This is a genomic window from Streptomyces sp. NPDC058307 (assembly GCF_042880295.1).
In the GTDB taxonomy this organism is placed as follows: Bacteria; Actinomycetota; Actinomycetes; order Streptomycetales; family Streptomycetaceae; genus Streptomyces.
The window spans coordinates 81564-99500 of record NZ_JBHVYZ010000011.1 but is presented as its reverse complement, the minus strand read 5'-3'; the positions used below and the strand labels follow the sequence as shown (position 1 = coordinate 99500).

Annotated in this window: 17 protein-coding genes; 8 read left to right on the top strand and 9 right to left on the bottom strand. The window is 70.9% G+C overall.

Annotation, left to right across the window (positions count from 1 at the left end; translation table 11 throughout):
• Window positions 1–32: 32 nt before the first annotated feature.
• The 6 genes from ACFVYN_RS11055 to ACFVYN_RS11030 all read right to left on the bottom strand — a co-directional run bounded on the left by ACFVYN_RS11055 (window position 33) and on the right by ACFVYN_RS11030 (window position 4464).
• The gene (locus ACFVYN_RS11055) at window positions 33–587 is read right to left on the bottom strand and encodes a hypothetical protein (RefSeq protein ID WP_389995715.1); all 555 of its coding nucleotides are present in this window, start codon (window positions 585–587) and stop codon (window positions 33–35) included.
• Entirely contained in the window at window positions 580–1389 is an 810-nt protein-coding gene (locus ACFVYN_RS11050; protein WP_389995712.1) for a hypothetical protein, read from the bottom strand. Before ACFVYN_RS11050 ends, ACFVYN_RS11055 begins: the two co-directional genes overlap by 8 nt.
• Window positions 1386–2090 (bottom strand): hypothetical protein, encoded by a 705-nt coding sequence (locus ACFVYN_RS11045; RefSeq protein ID WP_389995709.1) that lies wholly within the window; start codon window positions 2088–2090, stop codon window positions 1386–1388. Before ACFVYN_RS11045 ends, ACFVYN_RS11050 begins: the two co-directional genes overlap by 4 nt.
• Window positions 2091–2429: 339 nt before the next feature.
• The gene (locus tag ACFVYN_RS11040; protein ID WP_389995706.1) at window positions 2430–2939 is read right to left on the bottom strand and encodes a hypothetical protein; all 510 of its coding nucleotides are present in this window, start codon (window positions 2937–2939) and stop codon (window positions 2430–2432) included.
• A gap of 76 nt (window positions 2940–3015) precedes the next feature.
• A complete protein-coding gene (locus tag ACFVYN_RS11035; RefSeq protein WP_389995703.1) occupies window positions 3016–3360 on the bottom strand; it encodes a DUF1330 domain-containing protein in 345 nt (114 codons plus the stop codon).
• Between the two features lie 105 nt (window positions 3361–3465).
• Window positions 3466–4464, bottom strand: coding sequence for a helix-turn-helix domain-containing protein (locus ACFVYN_RS11030; protein ID WP_389995700.1), 999 nt, complete (start codon window positions 4462–4464; stop codon window positions 3466–3468).
• A gap of 156 nt (window positions 4465–4620) precedes the next feature.
• On the opposite strand from ACFVYN_RS11030, the gene ACFVYN_RS11025 reads away from it, so the two are divergent.
• The 3 genes from ACFVYN_RS11025 to ACFVYN_RS11015 are packed head-to-tail and all read left to right on the top strand — an operon-like array spanning window position 4621 to window position 6997.
• On the top strand, window positions 4621–5466 hold the full coding sequence (locus tag ACFVYN_RS11025) for an SDR family oxidoreductase (protein WP_389995697.1): 846 nt from the start codon (window positions 4621–4623) through the stop codon (window positions 5464–5466).
• 11 nt (window positions 5467–5477) lie between these two features.
• Window positions 5478–5960 carry a nitroreductase family deazaflavin-dependent oxidoreductase gene (locus ACFVYN_RS11020; RefSeq protein WP_389995694.1) on the top strand — a complete coding sequence of 161 codons (483 nt, stop codon included), beginning with the start codon at window positions 5478–5480 and terminating at the stop codon, window positions 5958–5960.
• 56 nt (window positions 5961–6016) lie between these two features.
• Entirely contained in the window at window positions 6017–6997 is a 981-nt protein-coding gene (locus ACFVYN_RS11015; RefSeq protein WP_389995690.1) for an aldo/keto reductase, read from the top strand.
• Between the two features lie 4 nt (window positions 6998–7001).
• Here the strand turns inward: ACFVYN_RS11015 and ACFVYN_RS11010 are convergent, their stop codons facing one another.
• Window positions 7002–7454 (bottom strand): ATP-binding protein, encoded by a 453-nt coding sequence (locus tag ACFVYN_RS11010; protein ID WP_389995687.1) that lies wholly within the window; start codon window positions 7452–7454, stop codon window positions 7002–7004.
• 169 nt (window positions 7455–7623) lie between these two features.
• Between ACFVYN_RS11010 and ACFVYN_RS11005 the strand changes: the two genes are divergently transcribed.
• The 5 genes from ACFVYN_RS11005 (at window position 7624) to ACFVYN_RS10985 (ending at window position 14059) form a co-directional block, all read left to right on the top strand.
• On the top strand, window positions 7624–8409 hold the full coding sequence (locus ACFVYN_RS11005; protein WP_389995860.1) for a Scr1 family TA system antitoxin-like transcriptional regulator: 786 nt from the start codon (window positions 7624–7626) through the stop codon (window positions 8407–8409).
• Window positions 8406–8663, top strand: coding sequence for a DUF397 domain-containing protein (locus ACFVYN_RS11000; RefSeq protein ID WP_389995685.1), 258 nt, complete (start codon window positions 8406–8408; stop codon window positions 8661–8663). The genes ACFVYN_RS11005 and ACFVYN_RS11000 overlap by 4 nt, the downstream gene beginning before the upstream one ends.
• Window positions 8664–8729: 66 nt before the next feature.
• Window positions 8730–10835, top strand: coding sequence for a serine/threonine-protein kinase (locus tag ACFVYN_RS10995; RefSeq protein ID WP_389995682.1), 2106 nt, complete (start codon window positions 8730–8732; stop codon window positions 10833–10835).
• A gap of 15 nt (window positions 10836–10850) precedes the next feature.
• The gene (locus tag ACFVYN_RS10990; RefSeq protein ID WP_389995679.1) at window positions 10851–11369 is read left to right on the top strand and encodes a hypothetical protein; all 519 of its coding nucleotides are present in this window, start codon (window positions 10851–10853) and stop codon (window positions 11367–11369) included.
• Window positions 11366–14059: a M48 family metalloprotease gene (locus ACFVYN_RS10985; protein WP_389995676.1), complete on the top strand. Its 2694-nt coding sequence runs from the start codon at window positions 11366–11368 to the stop codon at window positions 14057–14059. Before ACFVYN_RS10990 ends, ACFVYN_RS10985 begins: the two co-directional genes overlap by 4 nt.
• Here ACFVYN_RS10985 and ACFVYN_RS10980 read toward each other — a convergent pair.
• The gene (locus ACFVYN_RS10980) at window positions 14046–17255 is read right to left on the bottom strand and encodes a BTAD domain-containing putative transcriptional regulator (protein ID WP_389995673.1); all 3210 of its coding nucleotides are present in this window, start codon (window positions 17253–17255) and stop codon (window positions 14046–14048) included. The genes ACFVYN_RS10985 and ACFVYN_RS10980 overlap by 14 nt on opposite strands.
• Before the next feature lie 245 nt (window positions 17256–17500).
• Window positions 17501–17806, bottom strand: coding sequence for a hypothetical protein (locus ACFVYN_RS10975; RefSeq protein WP_389995670.1), 306 nt, complete (start codon window positions 17804–17806; stop codon window positions 17501–17503).
• Between the last annotated feature and the right edge of the window lie 131 nt (window positions 17807–17937).

Sequence of the window (17937 nt, the reverse complement as noted above, 5' to 3'; positions counted from 1 at the left end):
CTCTGCTTTCCCTTCGTGTACGTGCAGGCGGATCAGTCGGCGAGACCGGCCCGCCGCAGCAGCTTCAGCCAGTCGTCGTACTCCAGCAACTCGTCGTCGATCAGAGCGAGCCCCGTGTACTCGGCGGGAGCGGCCAGCCGCTCCAGGAAGAACGCCGCGACCCCGGGCGCGAGCTGCTCGAAGCGCTCCGCGTCGACCCAGTCGGCGCCTTCCTCGGGGGCTCCGAGGACGCCGCCGCCCGCGCGGTCGAGGAAGACCGGGGCCTCCTGGATCATCCCGACACAGTAGAGCTTCTCGGGGGACAGTGGCAGCGGGGAGTCGACCACCGGCTCGCAGTAGAACTGGTGCTCTTCGGCTTCCACCAGGCTGAAGAGCTGCACGGAAGGCCCGCAGCCCACGCCGTCCAGCACCTGGCAGAAGGCCAGGAACTCCCGCGGCACCCCGTCGGCCTCCGCGGCGGCCGCGGTCTCCTCGTCGATCGTCCCGCCGAGCGTGAACCCGACCAGGTCCGGGCTCTCCGCCAGCGCCAACCGCAGCGCGTCCACCGTCGCGATCAGGCGGGACGGTGCACTGCTCGCGCTAGTCATCTGGCCACCACTTTATGTCGATTCTGATGGGGTTGCCGTCCGGGAGGTCCCTGATCTGCGGGCGCACCTGGTGCCAGCCGATGTCCTGGTTCGTGAACCGGTCGAGCATCCGCAGATTACGCCAAGCGTCCGGACCACCGGCCTGGAGCTCGTGGATGTGGTCGGGCGACATGTTGCGGGCGGCCTCCGCGGCCTCCTTGGCGAAGTCGGGGTCGTCCTTGTGGTTCCTGTGGATCAGCGCGGTCAGCGCACCCTTGTAGTCCGCTGTGATCTTGGAGTCGCGGTAGTCCTTCGTCTTGCCCTTGAACTTGAAGAGCTTGCCCTCCTCCCCCAGCCGTTGCAGAGCCCGCGCCTTCCGCTCGAAGGCCTGCTTGGGCATCCCGGGCTTCCACTCCAGGGTGACGGTGTGCGGGTCCTTGGTCGTGTCCGGCTGGTTCCTGCCGATCCCGCCGGCGTCACGGACCGCGTCCTGGTCGCTGGAGCGCTTGACGATGCTCTGCAGCATCGTCTCGATGTTCTTGTCGTTGCGCGCGTGGTTGTCCCCCATCGCCCGCACGCCCTTGGACACGTCCTGGAGGTGCTTGTGGAGCTGGTCCTCGGCCTCCTCGATGGCCCTGAGGATCTTCTCCGCCCCGGTCTCGACGGCCGCCGCCAGGGCGCCCTTGCCGCGCGTCCGGTCCAGCCCGGCGCGGCTGCGGCGCAGGTGGGGGCGGGCGCCGGACTCGTGCTCGTCGGCCTGGGAGCTGATCCGGTCGGCGAGCCTTTCGTGGAGGTCCTGGTCGCTGCGTACGGTGTCGCTCACGCGGCGCCTCCCTTGCCGGTGAAGCTCCCGTTGCTGCCGTCGGCTCCCGTGACGGCGTCCAGGCCCTCGGAGAAGCCCTCGCTGCCCGCGTGCAGGGTCTTGCCCGGGCTGTAACCGTCCTGCAGTCCCACGGCGTTGGCGCCGAGCTGGAGGACGAGGTCGGTGGCCATGGAGCCGAGCGCGGAGTAGACCGGGCCCATGGCGACCGACATGAGCTCCTCGACGAGGAGCTGCTCGGCCTCCTTCAGCAGCCGCCGCACGATGAGGCGGGTGGCCTGGGTGGCACCGAGCGCACCGACCTCGGAGAGCCCGAGGGTGAACGGCGCGGCGGCCTGGGCGGCGATGATCTCGGCGGCGAGGATGCCCAGCTGGACGATGGCGGCGACCTTGGCACCGGCCACGGCGACGGCGGCGCCGTCCAGGGCCATCGCCCCGAGGTCGGCCGCTTCGCCGAGCCGTTCCAGGTGTACGTCGCTGACCTTGCCCCAGTGCTGCTGGAAGGCGGCGGTCGCGATGCCCTCGTTGCCCTCCAGGAACTCCTTGACGACGCTCGCCGTGGCGTCCTTGCCCTCCCGCATCTGCGAGGCGAAGGACCGCAGGCCGTCGGCCATGTCCCGGTAGTCGTCCTCGTCGACGTTGGGCCACTCGACGCCGATGAGATCCAGCACCCAGGCCGCCTCGTCGGGCAGCACGACCCCCATGCTCGTTCCCCCTTTGTCCTGGCAGGACCATTTCAGGTCACGCGAACGACGGCCGAACTTTACTACGGGGGACGGGATTTGCCGGGGGTGCGGGAGGGAGTGGGTGGGGTGGATTTGTTGGGGCGGCTGGGCTTGCGGGTGGCGCGGGATGAGGGCGGTTGGTGTTCGGCGAGGTGGGGGTGGTTTCGCGTTCGGCGGCTGGAATTCGATAGTGGCGGGGAATTCGGGATGGGTGCGGTGCTCGACGGCGACCAACAGGTCCCGAGGCGCAGGGACGCAGGCTCAGCGCTCGACGGGCCCGAAGCGACCCGGGGCAGCGACGGTACGCAGCGACGGTACTCAGCGAGGGCCGAACGGGCCTGCCGGGCGGGAGCCGCCCAGGCCTCCCAAGCCGCCCGGTCCGCCCACGCCGCCCCAAGGCCGGGCGGGCTGCTGGGGGGCCGTGCGGGGATCCGTACGGGACGCCGTGTCGGACTGGGACGTGCCCTGGCCCTCCCCCTGGCCCTGGCCCTCGCCCTGGTCCTGGTCCTCGCGCTCGTCCTCGGTGCGACGCGCCTGTTGCCACTCCCCGAAACGCTCGCCGGCCTCGCGGGCCTCGGCGTCGGTACGCCGCTCCCCCGCACGCCGGATCTTGTCGGCGCCGGAGAACAGGGCGGCGGTGTACTCCGGATCGGTGAAGGCCTGTTCGGCGGTGAGGTCACCGCGCAGCACACCGCGCGCCATCTCCCGCAGTTTCGGATCTGGCCCGGTGCTCAGGGTGCGCAGCGCGCGGAGCAGGCTACGGGCCCGGTCCTCGTCCTTCGCGACGCCGAGCAACTCCGCCTGGTCCACCTCACGTCCGTCCGGCACGTGAACCTCCCCCTTCCGTACGCCAGTCGCCCCAGTATCCAACAGCCCCGGGAAGCACGGGAGTCGGTTCGCCCGCTCACGAAGTGAGTGCCGCCCGCAGCGCGTTCGCGGTGACCGCCGGGTCGTAACCGTCCGGTACGCCCTCGACGAGGATGATGTCGCCCTCGATGTGCCGCGAACGCAGCGGCGCGATCTCTTTGTAGGCGGCGGAGTCCCACCAGGCCCGCGCCTCCGCGATCCCGGGAAACCCGATCACCACGACATGTCCCGGCCAGCCGCCCTCCTTCACCTCGTGCTGCGCGCCGTGCACGAGGAAGCGCCCGCCGTACGGCTCGAAGGTGGCGGTGATGCGTTCGATGTACTCGGCGATCTCCGGGTGCGGCGCGGCTTCCCGCAGGTGGGCTATGGCGTAGGCGGTCATGGTGTCCTCCCGGTCGATGGGGCTGCGTACGCCGACGAGCCTGGCAGGCGGGGCGAGCCACGGTCGATTACCCGGGAGGTAAGCGGTCAGGGAAGCCGCGTCGGCTCAGCCGGGCACCTCCGGGTCCGAAGGGGACGTCTCGGCCGGGTCGGCCGGGTCGGCCGGGTCACCCTGCTCGGAGCCGTCGTCCAGGGCGGACCGCCCGATGTCGTCGTTGCTCGCGGCCCAACTGGCCAGCAGGTTCAGGGCGTCCTGCGAGGGGGACGCCGGCTCGGCGGTGTAGGTGAGGAGGAACTGGCTGGGACCGTCGCCGAGCGGGAAGGTCTCGAAGGGCAGGTCGAGGTCGCCGACGACCGGGTGGTGGAGGAGTTTCACGCCGGTGGTGTGCATCCGGACGTTGTGGGCCGCCCAGCGGCGCCGGAACTCCTCGCTGCGGGTGGACAGTTCCCCGATCAGGTCCGTGAGCCGCCGGTCGTAGAGGTCTCGGCCGGCCTCGGCGCGCAGCATGGCGACGGCGTCGTTGGCGACCTCGTCCCAGTGGCGGAAGAACTCGGTCGCGTGCGGGCTGAGGAAGACGAACCGGGCGTTGTTCGGCGGCCGTACGGGGTCGGCGTAGACGGGGGAGAACAGGGCGCGCCCGAGGTGGTTGGCGGCCAGGATGTCCCCGCGTCCGCTGAGGACGAACGCGGGGGTGCCGGCCATCGAGTCGAGGACGCGCTGTACCGCGGGCCGGACGCGCTGCTGGGCCGGGCGGCGGCGCGGCGGACGGGTCGTGCCCGCGCCGCGCAGGAGGTCGTTCAGGTGGACGCGCTCGGCCTCGTCGAGCTGAAGTGCTCGCGCGATTCCTTCGATGACGCTCTCGGAGACGCCGGTGGCGTTGCCGCGCTCCAGCCGCGTGTAGTACTCGCTGGAGATGCCCGCGAGGAGGGCGACCTCTTCCCTGCGCAGCCCGGTGACCCGTCGGCGCTCTCCGCCGTACAGGGGCAGTCCGGCCTGCTCGGGCGTGACCCTGGCCCGTCGCGTGCCGAGGAATTCCCGGATCTCCGCGCGGAAATCATCACGGATGTCGCGGTTGCCACCTTGTGGGTCGTTTCTGCCTGCCATGCGCCTCACTCTACGAGCGCTTGCGCCGGGGAGGGGGTCCCTGTCAGTGACCCCCTCAGCAGGGACTCCCACCAGCGCGTGACAGCGGGTTTCGTTGCACGTACACCCCCCGCACACACCAGGTGCCGGATCACGGCGTCTGAAAGGAAACCTCCCATGAGCAAGGTCATTCTCGTCACCGGTGCCGGACGCGGCCTGGGCACCGACATCGCCCGCGAGGCCCTCGCCGCCGGCCACCAGGTCGTCGCCACCGGCCGCCGCCCCGAAGAGGTCGAGAAGGCCCTGGGCGGACCGCAGGACAACCTGCTGGTCACCAAGCTCGACGTCACCAGCCTGGAGGACGCCGAGGCCGCCGCGCGGGCCGCCGTCGACCGCTTCGGACGCATCGACGTACTGATCAACAACGCCGGCAACCTCTTCACCGGCTACTTCGAGGAGATCTCGCCCGCGCAGATGCGCCGGCAGTTCGAGACGAACCTCTTCGGCCCGATGAACGTCACCCGCGCCGTCCTGCCCGTCCTGCGCCGGCAGCGCGCCGGCCACGTCATCACCATCACCTCGACCGCCGGCCTGGTCGGCATGGAGTTCACCTCCGCCTACGCGGCCTCCAAGTTCGCGGAAGAGGGCTGGATGGAGTCCCTGCGCCACGACGTCGCGCCGTACAACATCCACACCACGGTCGTGGAGCCCGGCTACTTCCGCACCGAACTCCTCGTGGACGGCTCCACCATCTGGCCCGAGCTGTCCATCGAGGACTACGCCCCGCGCACCGCCCCGAGGGTCGAGGGCATGAAGAGCATGAACGGCAAGCAGCCCGGCGACCCCGCCAAGCTCGCCCGCGCCCTGCTCACCATCGCCGGCCAGGACAGGCCGCTGGAGCGCTTCGTCGCCGGCTCGGACGCCATCGAGGCCGCCGAGGCCAAGGCGAGGGAACTCCTCGCCCAGGCCGAGGCCTCCCGCGAGCTGGGCGACAACCTCGCCCACGACGACATCCACGCCTGAGAGGGGCAGGCATGCCACTGAAAGGCGAGTACGAGCCGAGCGCGGCGCAGTTCGTACGTGACCAGGTGGAGCTGTACGAAAGCTCCGGCGGCACGGAAGGAACGACGCTGAGTGTCCTGGTCGCAGGTGAAGAGGACGAGAGGGTACGGGACCTGCCCGTCGTCATCCTGACCACCCTGGGGGCCCGGAGCGGCAAGATCCGCAAGACCCCGGTCATGCGCGTGGAGCACGACGGCGTCTACGCCGTGGTCGCCTCCATGGGAGGAGCCCCCACACATCCCGTCTGGTACCACAACGCGGTGGCCGACCCCCGAGTCGAGCTGCAGGACGGCCCGGTCCGCCAGGACATGCTGGCCCGCGAGGTGACGGGGGACGAGAAGGCCCTGTGGTGGGCCCGAGCCGTCGAGGCGTTCCCGGGCTACGCGGAGTACCAGAAGAACACGGACCGTGAGATCCCGGTCCTCGTCCTGGAGCCTGCGGCCGAGGCGCACTGACACGCACATCCGGCCCTACCGGGCTACCTGACAACAACTTACTTACGGAGTACCCGATGAAGCACGTATCACTGGGCGGGCTCGACGTCTCCCGCATCGGACTGGGCGCCATGACCATGGCCGGCGTCTACACCACGGGCGGAGGGCTCGACGACGCCGAGTCGATCCGCACCGTCCACCGCGCCCTGGACCTCGGCGTCACCCACATCGACACCGCAGAGATCTACGGCCCCTTCCACAGCGAGAACCTCGTCGGCAAGGCCATCAAGGGCCGCCGCGACGACGTCGTCATCGCCACGAAGTTCGGCCTCGTCTCCCACGCCGGCGACGGCCCCGGCGTCATCGACAGCAGCCCCGCCAACGTGAAGACCGCCGTCGAAGGCTCACTCAAGCGGCTCGGCACCGACCACATCGACCTCTACTACCAGCACCGCGTGGACCCGAACACGCCCATCGAGGAGACCGTCGGCGCGCTGGCCGAGCTGGTCGCCGAGGGCAAGGTGCGCCACATCGGCCTCTCCGAGGCCGGCCCCGAGACGATCCGCCGGGCCCACGCCGTGCATCCGGTGGCCGCGCTGCAGACCGAGTACTCGTTGTGGACGCGTGACGTCGAGGCCGAGATCCTCCCGCTGCTGCGCGAGCTCGGCATCGGATTCGTGCCCTACTCGCCACTCGGGCACGGCCTGCTGACCGGACAGATCCGCACCGTCGACGACTTCACCGACGACGACTGGCGCAAGACCAACCCCCGCTTCACCGGCGAGAACTTCCAGCGCAACCTGGCGATCGTCGACGAGGTGCGGGCCATCGGCGCCGAGATCGGCACCACCCCGGCCCAGACCGCGCTGGCCTGGCTGCTGACCCGCGGCGACGACATCGCCCCCATCCCCGGCACCCGCCGCGTCACCCGCGTCGAGGAGAACACCGCCGCCGACGCCGTCGAACTCAGCGCCGCCCAGCTCGACCGCCTGAACAACCTCACACCGGCCGCCGGCGAGCGCCACGACGAGGCGAACATGGCCAGCATCGACCGCTGACCGCCTACACCCGCGGGCGCTCCCACTCCACATCCACCTCGGCCCGGACCGTCTTGCCGGGCGGCGGCTCCCGGTCCAGCACCTCCCAGCGGTCGGCGAGAGCCTCGACGAGGAGGAGACCGCGGCCGCCGTCGTCCAGGGGACCTGGTGGCCGTACGACGGCAGGGAGCTCACCGCGGGTGTCGGTGACCTCGACGCGGACGCCGCCGGTGACGAGGGAGAGCCGCAGCTCGAAGTCCCGCCCCGGCACCCGACCGTGGGTCACCGCGTTCGCGGCGAGTTCGGCGACGATCACGGCGACGGCGTCCGCGGTCGGGCTGTCGTAAGGGATGCCCCAGGCGGGCAACTGGCTCAGGGCGAGGTGGCGGGCGAGGCGGGCGCCGCGCGGGGTCGCACTGAGTCGCTGGGCGAACGAACGTACGGTGACCGGGGTTTGGGGCCCGGGAGGTGCTGTCATGGGCCCAATCTGGCGCGCCCGAGGGGAACTTCTCCAGGTGGGCGCCGCGTACGCTGGGGCAGCGTACGCGGTCACTGACTGGACAGTACGCGTGACGGACCGTGACCATGGGCGCGGGAGGTGACCGACTGTGGTCGATGGTGGCGGTGAGCCGGAGTCGTCGGACAGCATGCGGACGTTCGGCGCGGTGCTGCAGGCCCTGCGTGAGCATTCGGGGTTGAGCCGGGAGGAGTTCGGGGACCTGGTGGGCTTCTCCAAACACACGGTGGCGTCCGTGGAGTTGGGGCGGCGGATGCCGGATCTGGTGCTGGTGGAGCGGGGCGAGGAGGCGACGGGCAACACAGGGGCGTTGCGGAAGTCGTTTCCCAAGCTGGCACGGCAGCCGGGGTTGGCGGCGTGGTTCCGGCAGTGGGCGGGGCTGGAGGCGACCGCGATCACGCTGTACACGTATGAATGCCGGTTGATTCCGGGACTGTTGCAGACGGAGGCGTATGCGCGGCAGCTTTTCCTCGACGAATTGCCGCCCCTGGACGACGAGCAGATCGAAGCACAGTGGACGGCTCGTGCGGAACGGCAACGGCTGCTGCGGGAACGGCCGAACACCGCGTACAGCTTCATCATCGAGGAACACCTGCTTCTCCGTCGCACGGGCGGAACGGAGACGACGCAAGCGCTCATCGATCACCTGCTGCAAGTCTCCGAACTGCGGAACGTCGAGATCCAGGTGATGCCGTTGGTGCGCGAGTCACATGCCGGACTGCACGGCCCCATCCGCCTGGCGGAAACCTCGCAGAACCAGTGGTTCGCGTACAACGAAGGGCAGTTGAGCGGCGTGCTGATCTCCGACTTGAAAGCAGTCAGTGTGCTCCAAAGGAGGTATGCCAGGATGCGTTCACAGGCTCTCACCATCTCGGACTCAGTGAGCCTGTTGCGGCGGATGCGAGGAGACCTATGAGCAACAGCGAGCTGACCTGGTTCAAGAGCAGCTACAGCAGCGGCTCCGGCGACGACTGCGTAGAGGTCGCACTCTCCTGGCGCAAGTCCAGCTACAGCAGCGGCGGTCCCGACGACTGCGTTGAAGTGGCCGCCACCCCCGCCACCATCCACATCCGCGACTCCAAGAACCCCGAAGGCCCCCGCCTCACCGCCTCCCCCGCCCCCTGGACCGACTTCCTTGCCCACCTCACGGGGACAGCCATTTCATCGTAATTCCATCGCCCCCTCCTACCTTCCTGCTCTCAGCGCGCGCTGAGATGACGGGAAGGCGAGGGTTCGATGACGGACTGGTTGGTGCCCGGGTTCACCGAGATCCGGGAGTTGGGTGCCGGAACGACCGGGCGGACGACGCTGGCCCGCGACGACGGCACCGGTGATCTCGTCGCGATCAAGTACCTCTCCGCGCGGCTCACCGACGACACCGCCGTCGCCGAGCGCATCCGGCGAGACACGGCCGTGGTGACCGGCGTACGGGACCCGAACGTCGTACGGATCGACGCGGTGCTCGACTCGCCGGACGGCGGGGACCTCGCCCTGGTCATGGAAGCCGTGGACGGGCCCACCCTGCGCGCCCTGCTGACCGCGCGCCGCCCCCTGCCCGAGGCCGCGCTGGCACTGCTGCGCGGCTCGCTGCTCGGCCTGGCCGTCCTGCACGGCCAAGGCGTGGTGCACCGGGACGTCAAGCCGGACAACGTGCTCATCGATGCCGCGCGGCAGGGAAAACTCATCAACATCGGCATCCCCCTGCCGGCCGGTGAGGACGCCGCCGAGGGCACGGCGGCCTACCGGGCACCGGAACTGTGGCACGGCCGCCCCGCCTCCCCCGCCTCGGACACCTACGCCGCGGCGGTGACATTGGTCGAATGCCTCACCGGCGCCGCCCCCTTCCGTGCCGACAGCACGGCGGTACTGCGCACCCTGCACGAGACTGCCCCGCCGCCGCTGGACGACGTACCGGAACCGCTGCGGCCGCCGCTGGAACGCGCCCTGTCCAAGAACCCACGCGAGCGGTACTCCGACGCCCGGGCCTTCGCGGCCGACCTGGAGACCGCCGCCGCGGCCGCGTACGGGACCGGCTGGCTGGAGCAGGGCGTCCTGGCCCTGACGGACACGGCCGCCGTGATGACCAGCCCTCTCCCCGACGGAGAAACGGGCCCGGGCTCCCACAAGACCCGTAGGAGAGTGCTCGCGGCGGTGGCCGGCGCCGTCGTCGTGATCATCGTGGCCGTGCTGCTCATGGACGGCGGAGAGGACGAACCGAACGTGGTGCGGGTGCCGTTCGACCAGGCGCTGGCCGCGCTCGCGAAGGCGCCGGGGGTCCGATACCAGGACCAGAAGTCGTATTACACCTATTTCGATGTCACGGTCACCGCCACCGGCGAACGGCACGGCACCACGGGCAGCACCAAGGACGCCTCGGGGACGAGCGACCAGGCCTTGATGACCATCGGTGGCCGTGATTACGCCAGCTTCAAGAACGATCCCGTGACCCGCGGCTGGCGTTATGACCCGGTCGACGACGAGAAGAACACCGCCCCCGCCCTCAAGCCCTATCTGACACCTGCCGAGCTGGCCTCGACCCTGAAGAGGGCACTGAGCCAAAAGTCCCGTCTTCCGGAAGCCGGTGACAAGGAGGCAGCAGCGGTCACCGTCCACGGCACGCGCGCCTGGAAGGCCGACACGGTGAACGGGTACCTCTACGTCACCCAGAGCGCGCCCTACCGCGTGCTGCGCTGGGAACCGCCGGGGGTGACCACCCTGCACGACGCGCTCAAGGGGGCCACCACCCCGAGCCGCCAACTGCCGCGCTCCGTCGAGGCCAGGACGCCGCTGGCCGACTCCCGGGGCATGGACATCACCCCGGTCATCGAAGCCGGGCCGTTGTACGCCACCGTCATCAAGAACATCAAGGATCTCGCCGACGCGAGGACCGGCGCCTCGGTCCAGATCCTTCAGCAGAACGGCGGGGCCAGCGGCGTCCGTTGCAGCTCCGCCGGCTGTCACGTGAACGTTTCCTTCTCCGGACCGGTGTACAACACGACCTCCAAGGCCTACGCCCTGGACACGGTCTACATCGAACTCACCGTCGGCTCGATCACCACCGGCGGTCAGCAGGTGGGCGGCTGCACGAGCGGCCGGCGACCCTACGAACTAACCGGAAAGGCCCTCACCGGCAAGCTGACCTGCGACAACCCCGAGGCCGGCGCCACCTTCGATGCCGTCTCCGCCCAAAGCCAGGGCCGGGCGAACGCGACCGGCCACGACAGCTTCTGGGATGTGGCGGACGACATCGATCTCGTCGTCCACCCGCTGAGCACCGCGGACATCGACCGGCTGGTCACCAAGGCGCGGGACGAACTCCGGTCCCTCGACCGGCTCGGCTGAGGGGAAGGTCCGAGCATGTCTGCGACAGAGGAACTCACGCCGTGTCCGGGAGACCTGCGGGACGGCATCGTCCATGCCGTCGTCACGACGGTAGCGCCCGAAGAACTGCCGATGGTCGAAGCGCTCCACGGCCTGGATGACGAGGTGGCGCTGCGACGGCTGACCGGGCGGCCCCGCCGGGACGAACCCCTGGGTTTCGGCGTGGAGGTCGTCGGCGCGCTGCTCACCCCCGTCCTCTGGATCGCCGTGGACGAGGCGGTCCGCCGGGTCGTCTCCACCGGCGAGCAGGAGGCGCGCAGGAGGCTTGTGCGGCTCTGGCCGTTCGGTCGGCGCCGGGACCCCGTGCCCGTCGGTGTCCCCGCCCTCACACGCGGCCAACTGGAGTCCGTCGAGCAGGCCGTGCTCGCCGCAGCACAGCAGGCACGGTTGTCGAACGAGCGCGGGGCGCGGATCGCCGACGCGGTGGTGAGGCGGCTGGCACTGGCCCAACCGGACGGTGGGCCGGAGCAGTTGCCGACCGGAGACGAGGAGTGACCGCGGGTGGTGCGGGAACCACACAGCGTTTCGTCCTCCTCGTCGCTCTGTTCGTCGCCGGCACACTGTCCATGCTGTCGGATCTGCTCTCCCTGGTGACCGATCCGCGCAACACGGTGGGTGGGTGCGCGCTGGCCGCCGGTTTCAACCCTGAACGCAACGACCCCGCGAACGTGCTGGCCCAGTCCACACCGGCCTACCGCACCTGCGTGGACCACCACGTCGGCCAGTGGAAGCTGCTCTGGCTTCCATTGACCGCCACGGCCCTCGCGCTGCTTCTCGCCGGCCTGCTGTACCTGCTGATCCCCCGCTGGAAGGGGCGCGGGTCCCGGGTGGTGACCCTGCAACAAGCCGATGTCGTCGAGTGGTTGAGCGATCTCGCGGCCACCGGCGCCTTGCGCCGCACACCCGGCTTCGTGGTGGATCCGAACGCGTGGTTCAGTGCGAACGCGGTGGTCTTCGGGCGGCCGGGGCGCTACACCGTCCGGCTCGACCTCGGTCTGGTGAAGCTGTTCCACCAGGACCGCAGCGCGTTCACGGCGACGCTGCTGCACGAATTCGCGCACATCCGCAACAAAGATGTCGAGCTCACGTATCTGACGGTCGCGATCTGGCGCGTGTTCCTGCTCGCGGTGCTGTTTCCCTTCGTCGCGGTGAACGGCTGGATGCTGACCACGGGCGACCCGGCGCCCGGCCCGGCGCGCAACCTGGTCCTGGCCGCCTTCATGGTCGTACTGATGTATCTGACCACGGCCGACGTCCTACGGACGCGGGAGATCCACGCCGACCTCAACGCGGTCGCGCAGGGCGCCGACGCGACCTACTGGACCCGGCACGGGCGACGGCGCCCGGTGCGCCGTAGGGCTGTCTCCCTCCTGCGCACCCATCCCGACTGGGACGTACGGGTCGCCGCGCTGGCCGACGCGTCCGCACCCGTCACGGCCGGGTCGCTGCCCATGGTCCTGACCGGTGTGTCGGTTCAGCTCCTGGGCTACCTGGTCACGTTCACCCCGGGCCTGAACACCTACCTGCCAGGACTGCTCGCCGATCCTGGAGTGTGGCCCGCCGCCGTACTGACCACCGCAGTGGCAGGCGCCGCCGTATGGCGGAGCGTGGTCCACGCCCGCGGCGCAGCAGCCGGGCCGTCCGGGCTGCGGGCGGGGCTCTGGCTGGGGGCGGGCCAGTTCGGGGGCGAGCTCGCCGTCAGTCAGTTCCAGGGAAACGAGTGGGCGCCCGGCTTCCCCGAGGCGTTTCTCCTGCTGTTGCTGGTCGTCGTGCCCGCGGCGGGCCTGTGGTGGACAGCGGGATGTGGTGCGCTGTTCGCCGGTCTGCCGTCCGGCCGACGCGCGGCGGCCGCGACGGTGACGCTCGCCGTCACCGGTATGGCGTTCGCCTGGTGGTACGCCTGGTGGCAGGCCGCCGGCACGGTCTTCAGTGGTGGCTTGCCCTACTCGGCCGATTCGGCGCTCGCGTTCCTCAACGGCGGTTTCGCGCCGGAGGACAGACTGCCGCCGTCGGCCACCGCACATGTCATCGCGATCGTGACGGTGGTCGTCGTGTCCCTGGCGAGCCAGGGGTGGGGCATGTGGCTGACGGCCGGACTGTGGATCATTCCGCTGGCCGGCCTCGCCCGGCGCCCGCGGTCGGCCGGTACGGCATGCGGCCTGCTCTTCGGTGCCGCGGCCGGGGTCGGCGTCGTCGCCGTCACACACCGGGCCCAGGAGTGGATCTGGCACGACCTTCAGCCGTTGATCCCGAGCCTGACCGTCTACACCGGCGGGCTCTTCGCGATTTTCCTGTGTGCGGCCGTCGGCGCCGCGTCGACCGCCACATGGGTGAGCCGCGGTGACGCCGCCGTGGCGACGGCCGCGGCGGGCTCCGCCATGGCGACAGGGCTGGCCGTCCTGCTCGTGGTCAACGGGACCGACGGCTGCGTACGGCCGCTGAGAACCGTGCACTCCGGATGCGAACTCGCCGCCGACGGCGACTGGCAGGTGCTCGCTCTCTTCCTCCCGGAACTCCTCGCGGTCGCGGGGATGGCGACCGTGACGGCGGCCCTACCGATCGCCTTCCTCGCCCGGCTCCTTCGCACCCGGCGCGTTCTCACTCGCTCACGCCCCCCATGGCCCCGCGAGGTCCGCCTCGTCTGCGTCGTCGCGGCCTGCGGGGTACTGGCGAGCCTCTGTGCGGCGACCTACGCGGACCGGCAGGCCGCGGGCGGGCGCTCGGACCGGGCGGGCTTCGACCCCCTCATCACCGAGCTGCGCAAGAGCCCGGTGTCGAAGGTGTACCTCGGCCGCCAGATCTGGGCCTGGGGATACTTCGGCGGCGCGCGTCTCATGGCCGACTACGAACAGGCGTTGGCGGACATCGACTACAGCGTCCATGCGGACGGAAGCGTCGACGGTACGGCGATGAGGCGCGGCTGCACGGATCTGCTTCGCACGATCGACCGGGCCGAGGCCTACTTCCCGATCCCCGCCTCCGCCGAGCAGGCCGTGTGGTCGGCCGTCCTGAGCAGCAGCCGCACCTCGGCGCAGGACTGTCTCGGCGCCCTCCCGGTCACGGACTGGAAGGAACTCCGCCCCGTACTCACCGCGCTGAATCCGCCCGTGGACCCGGTGGCGGCCCTCTTCGACGACCTGGTCGAGCTGGCGGAACCGGCCGGGATGCGGCTCAGTGGGGGATGACGGACTCGGGTACTCCGACGTCCGCGAAGACGGCACGGGCCTGTTGGCTCAGCAGGTCGGCGACTGTGCCGTCGGCTCTCCGGCGGATGCGGGCGAGTGCCATGAGGGCGCGGGCCTCGCCGAGGCGGTGGCCGGTCTCTCGGTGGACGGCCAGGGCCTGCTCGGCGAGTGCGACGGCGGTGGCGTGGTCCTGCCCGGACTCGGCTGTCTCGGAGAGGGCGGCCAGGGCCTGGCCCTCCACCACGCGGAAGGAGTGGGCGCGGGCCAGACGCAGGGCCTCCTCGGCGTGGGCGCACGCCTCGTCAGGGCGGCCCAGCAGTTGGTGGGTGAGGGCGAGGCTCACCAGGGTGTCGGCCTCGGCGCGGCTGAAGCCCGCCTCGCGGGCCAGGGCGAGAGCCTGCCGATCGGCCCGCAGGGCCTGGTCCGGACGCACCAGTCTCCGGTGGGCGGCGGCGACCGTGTTGAGGATGCCGGGCTGGATCCAGTACCGCTTGGTGTCCCTGTCCATCGCCAGCGCTCGCTCGGCCAGTGCCAACCCCTCCTCGTGGCGGCCGCGTTCGAGGTAGATCTTCGCCACGGCGTCGAGCATCATCGCGCGGCCGTCTCGATAACCGACCCTCTCATCGGCGGTCACCCGCGTTCCGATGAGGTCGAGCCCGTCGGTGAGACGGCCCAGTTCCCAGTACACCCCGCCCAGCACCTGCACGGCCGGGCCGTTGTCCCACCGGCTGTGTTCCGCGTCGAGGCCGACGGCACGCTCGAGGTGGTCGGCGGCCTCGCGCAGCCGGCCCAGATCCCGGCAGGCCATACCGAGGCCGACCAGCCCGAACCCTTCGTAGTGAGGGTTGCCGACCGCGCTGAAGAGGCGCAACCCGGTGGTCAGGTCGTCGTACGCGCTGCCGAGGCGGGCCATGCTCCATTTCGCGAAAGCCCTCAGGCCGAGGGCCGACGCCTCGCCGGCCGTCCAGCCGAGTTCCCGGCTGATGTCCAGGGCGCGGGTGGCATGCTCCATCGCCTGGCGGACGTGTCCCCGGTCCCATCGGGCCGCGGAGAGGCTGGAGTGCGTGGCGGACTGGCCGAACAGATCCCCTTCGGCTTCGGCCGCCTCCAGTACCGTCTTCGCCGTGGTCTGCCAGGTCTTCCGGGACACATGGATCCAGAACTGGCTGAACAGGGTGGACGTCAGGTACCAGGCGACGGGACGGGGGCCGTGACGGCCGGCGTGGTCGATGACGGCGAGGAGATTCGCCCGTTCCGCGTCCAGCCATCGTCCGGGCTCGGCCGAGGGCACGCCCGGGTACTCGCCGGCCCTGAGGCTGCTGGGCAGCTCCGGGAAGAGTCCGGTCCCCGCGGTGGCACGAGCGGCGTGCAGATACCAGAGCAGGAGCCGCTCCAGCGCCGCCTCGCGCTCCGGAGTCGTCTCCTCGACCAGTGCGCGCTCCCCGGCGTACTCGCGAACGAGGTCGTGGAACCGGTACCGCCCCGCCGTCACCGGTTCGACCAGATGCGCCGCGGCCAACGCGCCGAGCAACCGACGGGCCCGGGACAGCGGTGTGTCGAGGAACGCCGCCGCGGCCTCCGCGGTGAAGTCCGCTCCCGGGAACAGGCCGAGCAGCCGGAACAGCCGTCGTGCGTCCGGCGTCAGGGCGCCGTACGACACCGAGAAGGCCGTACGAAGCGGAGAGCCTGCGTCGCCGTCCGTCTCCAGCGCGTCCAGTCGGCTGCCCTCCGCCATCTCGGCGACAAGGTCGGCCGTGCGCAGCGCCGGGTCGCCGGCCAGCCTCGCGGCGGCCACTCGCAGGGCCAGGGGGAGGCCGCCGCACAGGCGGATCAGTTCGTCGACCGCGTGCCTGTCGTCGTCGACCCGGTGCACGCCGAGGACCCGGCTGAGCAGGGCGCGGGCCTCGTCCGGCTGGAGGAGGTCCAGCGGCAGGGCGTGGGCGCCGTCGCGGGCGACCAGGTCGCCGAGGCGGTTGCGGCTGGTGACGACGACACAGCAGGCGGGGCTGGACGGCAGCAGCGGACGTACCTGCTCGGCGGAGGCCGCGTTGTCCAGGAGGACGAGTACGCGCCGGCCGGCCAGCAGGGTGCGGAAGAGGCGGCCCTGGGCCTCGTGGTCCGGGGGAATCTCCGAGGCCGCCAGGCCCAGGCCGCTCAGCAGCAGTTCGAGGGCCTCGCGGGGTTCGAGGGGGTGGCGGTCGTGGTCGAAGCCGTGCAGGTTGACGTAGAGCTGGCCGTCCGGGAAGCGGTCGCGGACCCGCTGGGCCCAGTGCACGGCCAGGGCGGTCTTGCCGATTCCGGCGGCGCCGCCGATGGCCGAGATGACGACGGTGTTGGCCGGGCTGCGATCGGTGGGCAGCAGCGCGTGGAGCCGGGCCAGTTCCCCGGTGCGGCCCGCGAACCCCGGGGTGTCGTGCGGGAGTTCGGCGGGGACGATGCTTTCTCGCGGCGCGGCGGGCGGCGGGGGCGGAGGCAGCACTACGGCGTCGTCCTGGCGCAGCACCGCCTCGTGCACCCGCCGCAGTTCCTCACCCGGGTCGGCGCCGAGCTCGTCGCGCAGGCGTATGCGCAGCTCCTCGTAGGCGGTGAGCGCCTCCGCCTGGCGTCCGCGGCCGTACAGGGCCCGGATGCGCAGGGCCGTCAGCGACTCGTCGTAGCGGTCGACCTCCGAGGATGCGGACGGCCCGCCGAGCTCGTCGAGGGCCTCCGCGAACCGGCCCAGCAGAACCAGGCACTTGAGCCGCTCCAGCCGGAGGCTCCGTCGGCGTTCCTCCAGCCGCTCGCGCTCCGCCCGCGCGAACGGTCCCGGCACGTTGGCCAGCGGTTCGCCCCGGAACAGCCCGACGGCAGCCGCCAGTCGGTCCGCTGCGGCGGCCGGATCCCGGGAGGCGAGAACGCCGAGCGCCGTACGGCCGCGCTCCTCCAGCTCCACCGTGTCGAGCCGGACATCCTCGACGACGAAGCGGTACCAGCCCTTGCCGCTGCGGATCACCGACTCCGCGGGCGGAGTTCCCTTCGGATCCAGCGTCCTGCGCAGGGAGTTGACGTGTGTGGGCAGCACCTTTGAACCGCCGGCGGGCGGCTCCGGGCCCCACACCGCGTCGAGCAGCCGCTCGTGACTCATCACGGCGCCTTGGCGCAGCAGCAGTGCGGCCAGCACGGCCTGTCGTTTGACCGGCCCCAGCTCCAGCTGCACCGGGCCACGCCACGCCCGTAACGGTCCGAGCACCTCGAATCGGAGCAGGTCAGGGGATCCCCCGTCCACAGCCGTGCCTCCCGTCCCGTGACTCACCGGCGGACTCACCAGCATTGCAGCACCCTGGGACGCGGTGGGGGACGGACCATCGCAGAACCCGCACAACCCGGGAGCCGTTGAGCGGGCGGCCCCACAGCCACCTCGTCACCAGCGGTGCCGCAGCGGCTGTGGAGGCACGCCCCCCGTCAGCCGGTGGCGGCCGCCGGACCGAAGTCCGCCTCCAACCGCTCCCTCCACCCGGCGTCCGCCAGTCCCGCCCCCACCAGTACGTCCCGCCAGTCCTCCTTGGCCAGCTGGACGGCGTCCAGGAGCCGGTCGACCCGGCCCTGTCCGCACAGCAGCGTCGCGGCGGCGATCCGTTCCTTGTCCTCCTGGTCACCCCGGTCGGTCAGATGGTTGACCAGCTCGGTGAGGAGATCGCCCACCACCTCGCCCTCCCGGCCGGGAAAGTCCTCCGCGATGCGCCGTTCGACCCGCACGGTAAGCCCCATTTACCCTCCTTGTCGGCATACGCCCCGATACGCTACCGCGTCGACCCCGTCAGACCCGCCAGACACCGCAAGCTGGCTCGCAAGAAACTTGACGGCCCCTCACTTTGCCGAACTGACAGCTCACGGACAGC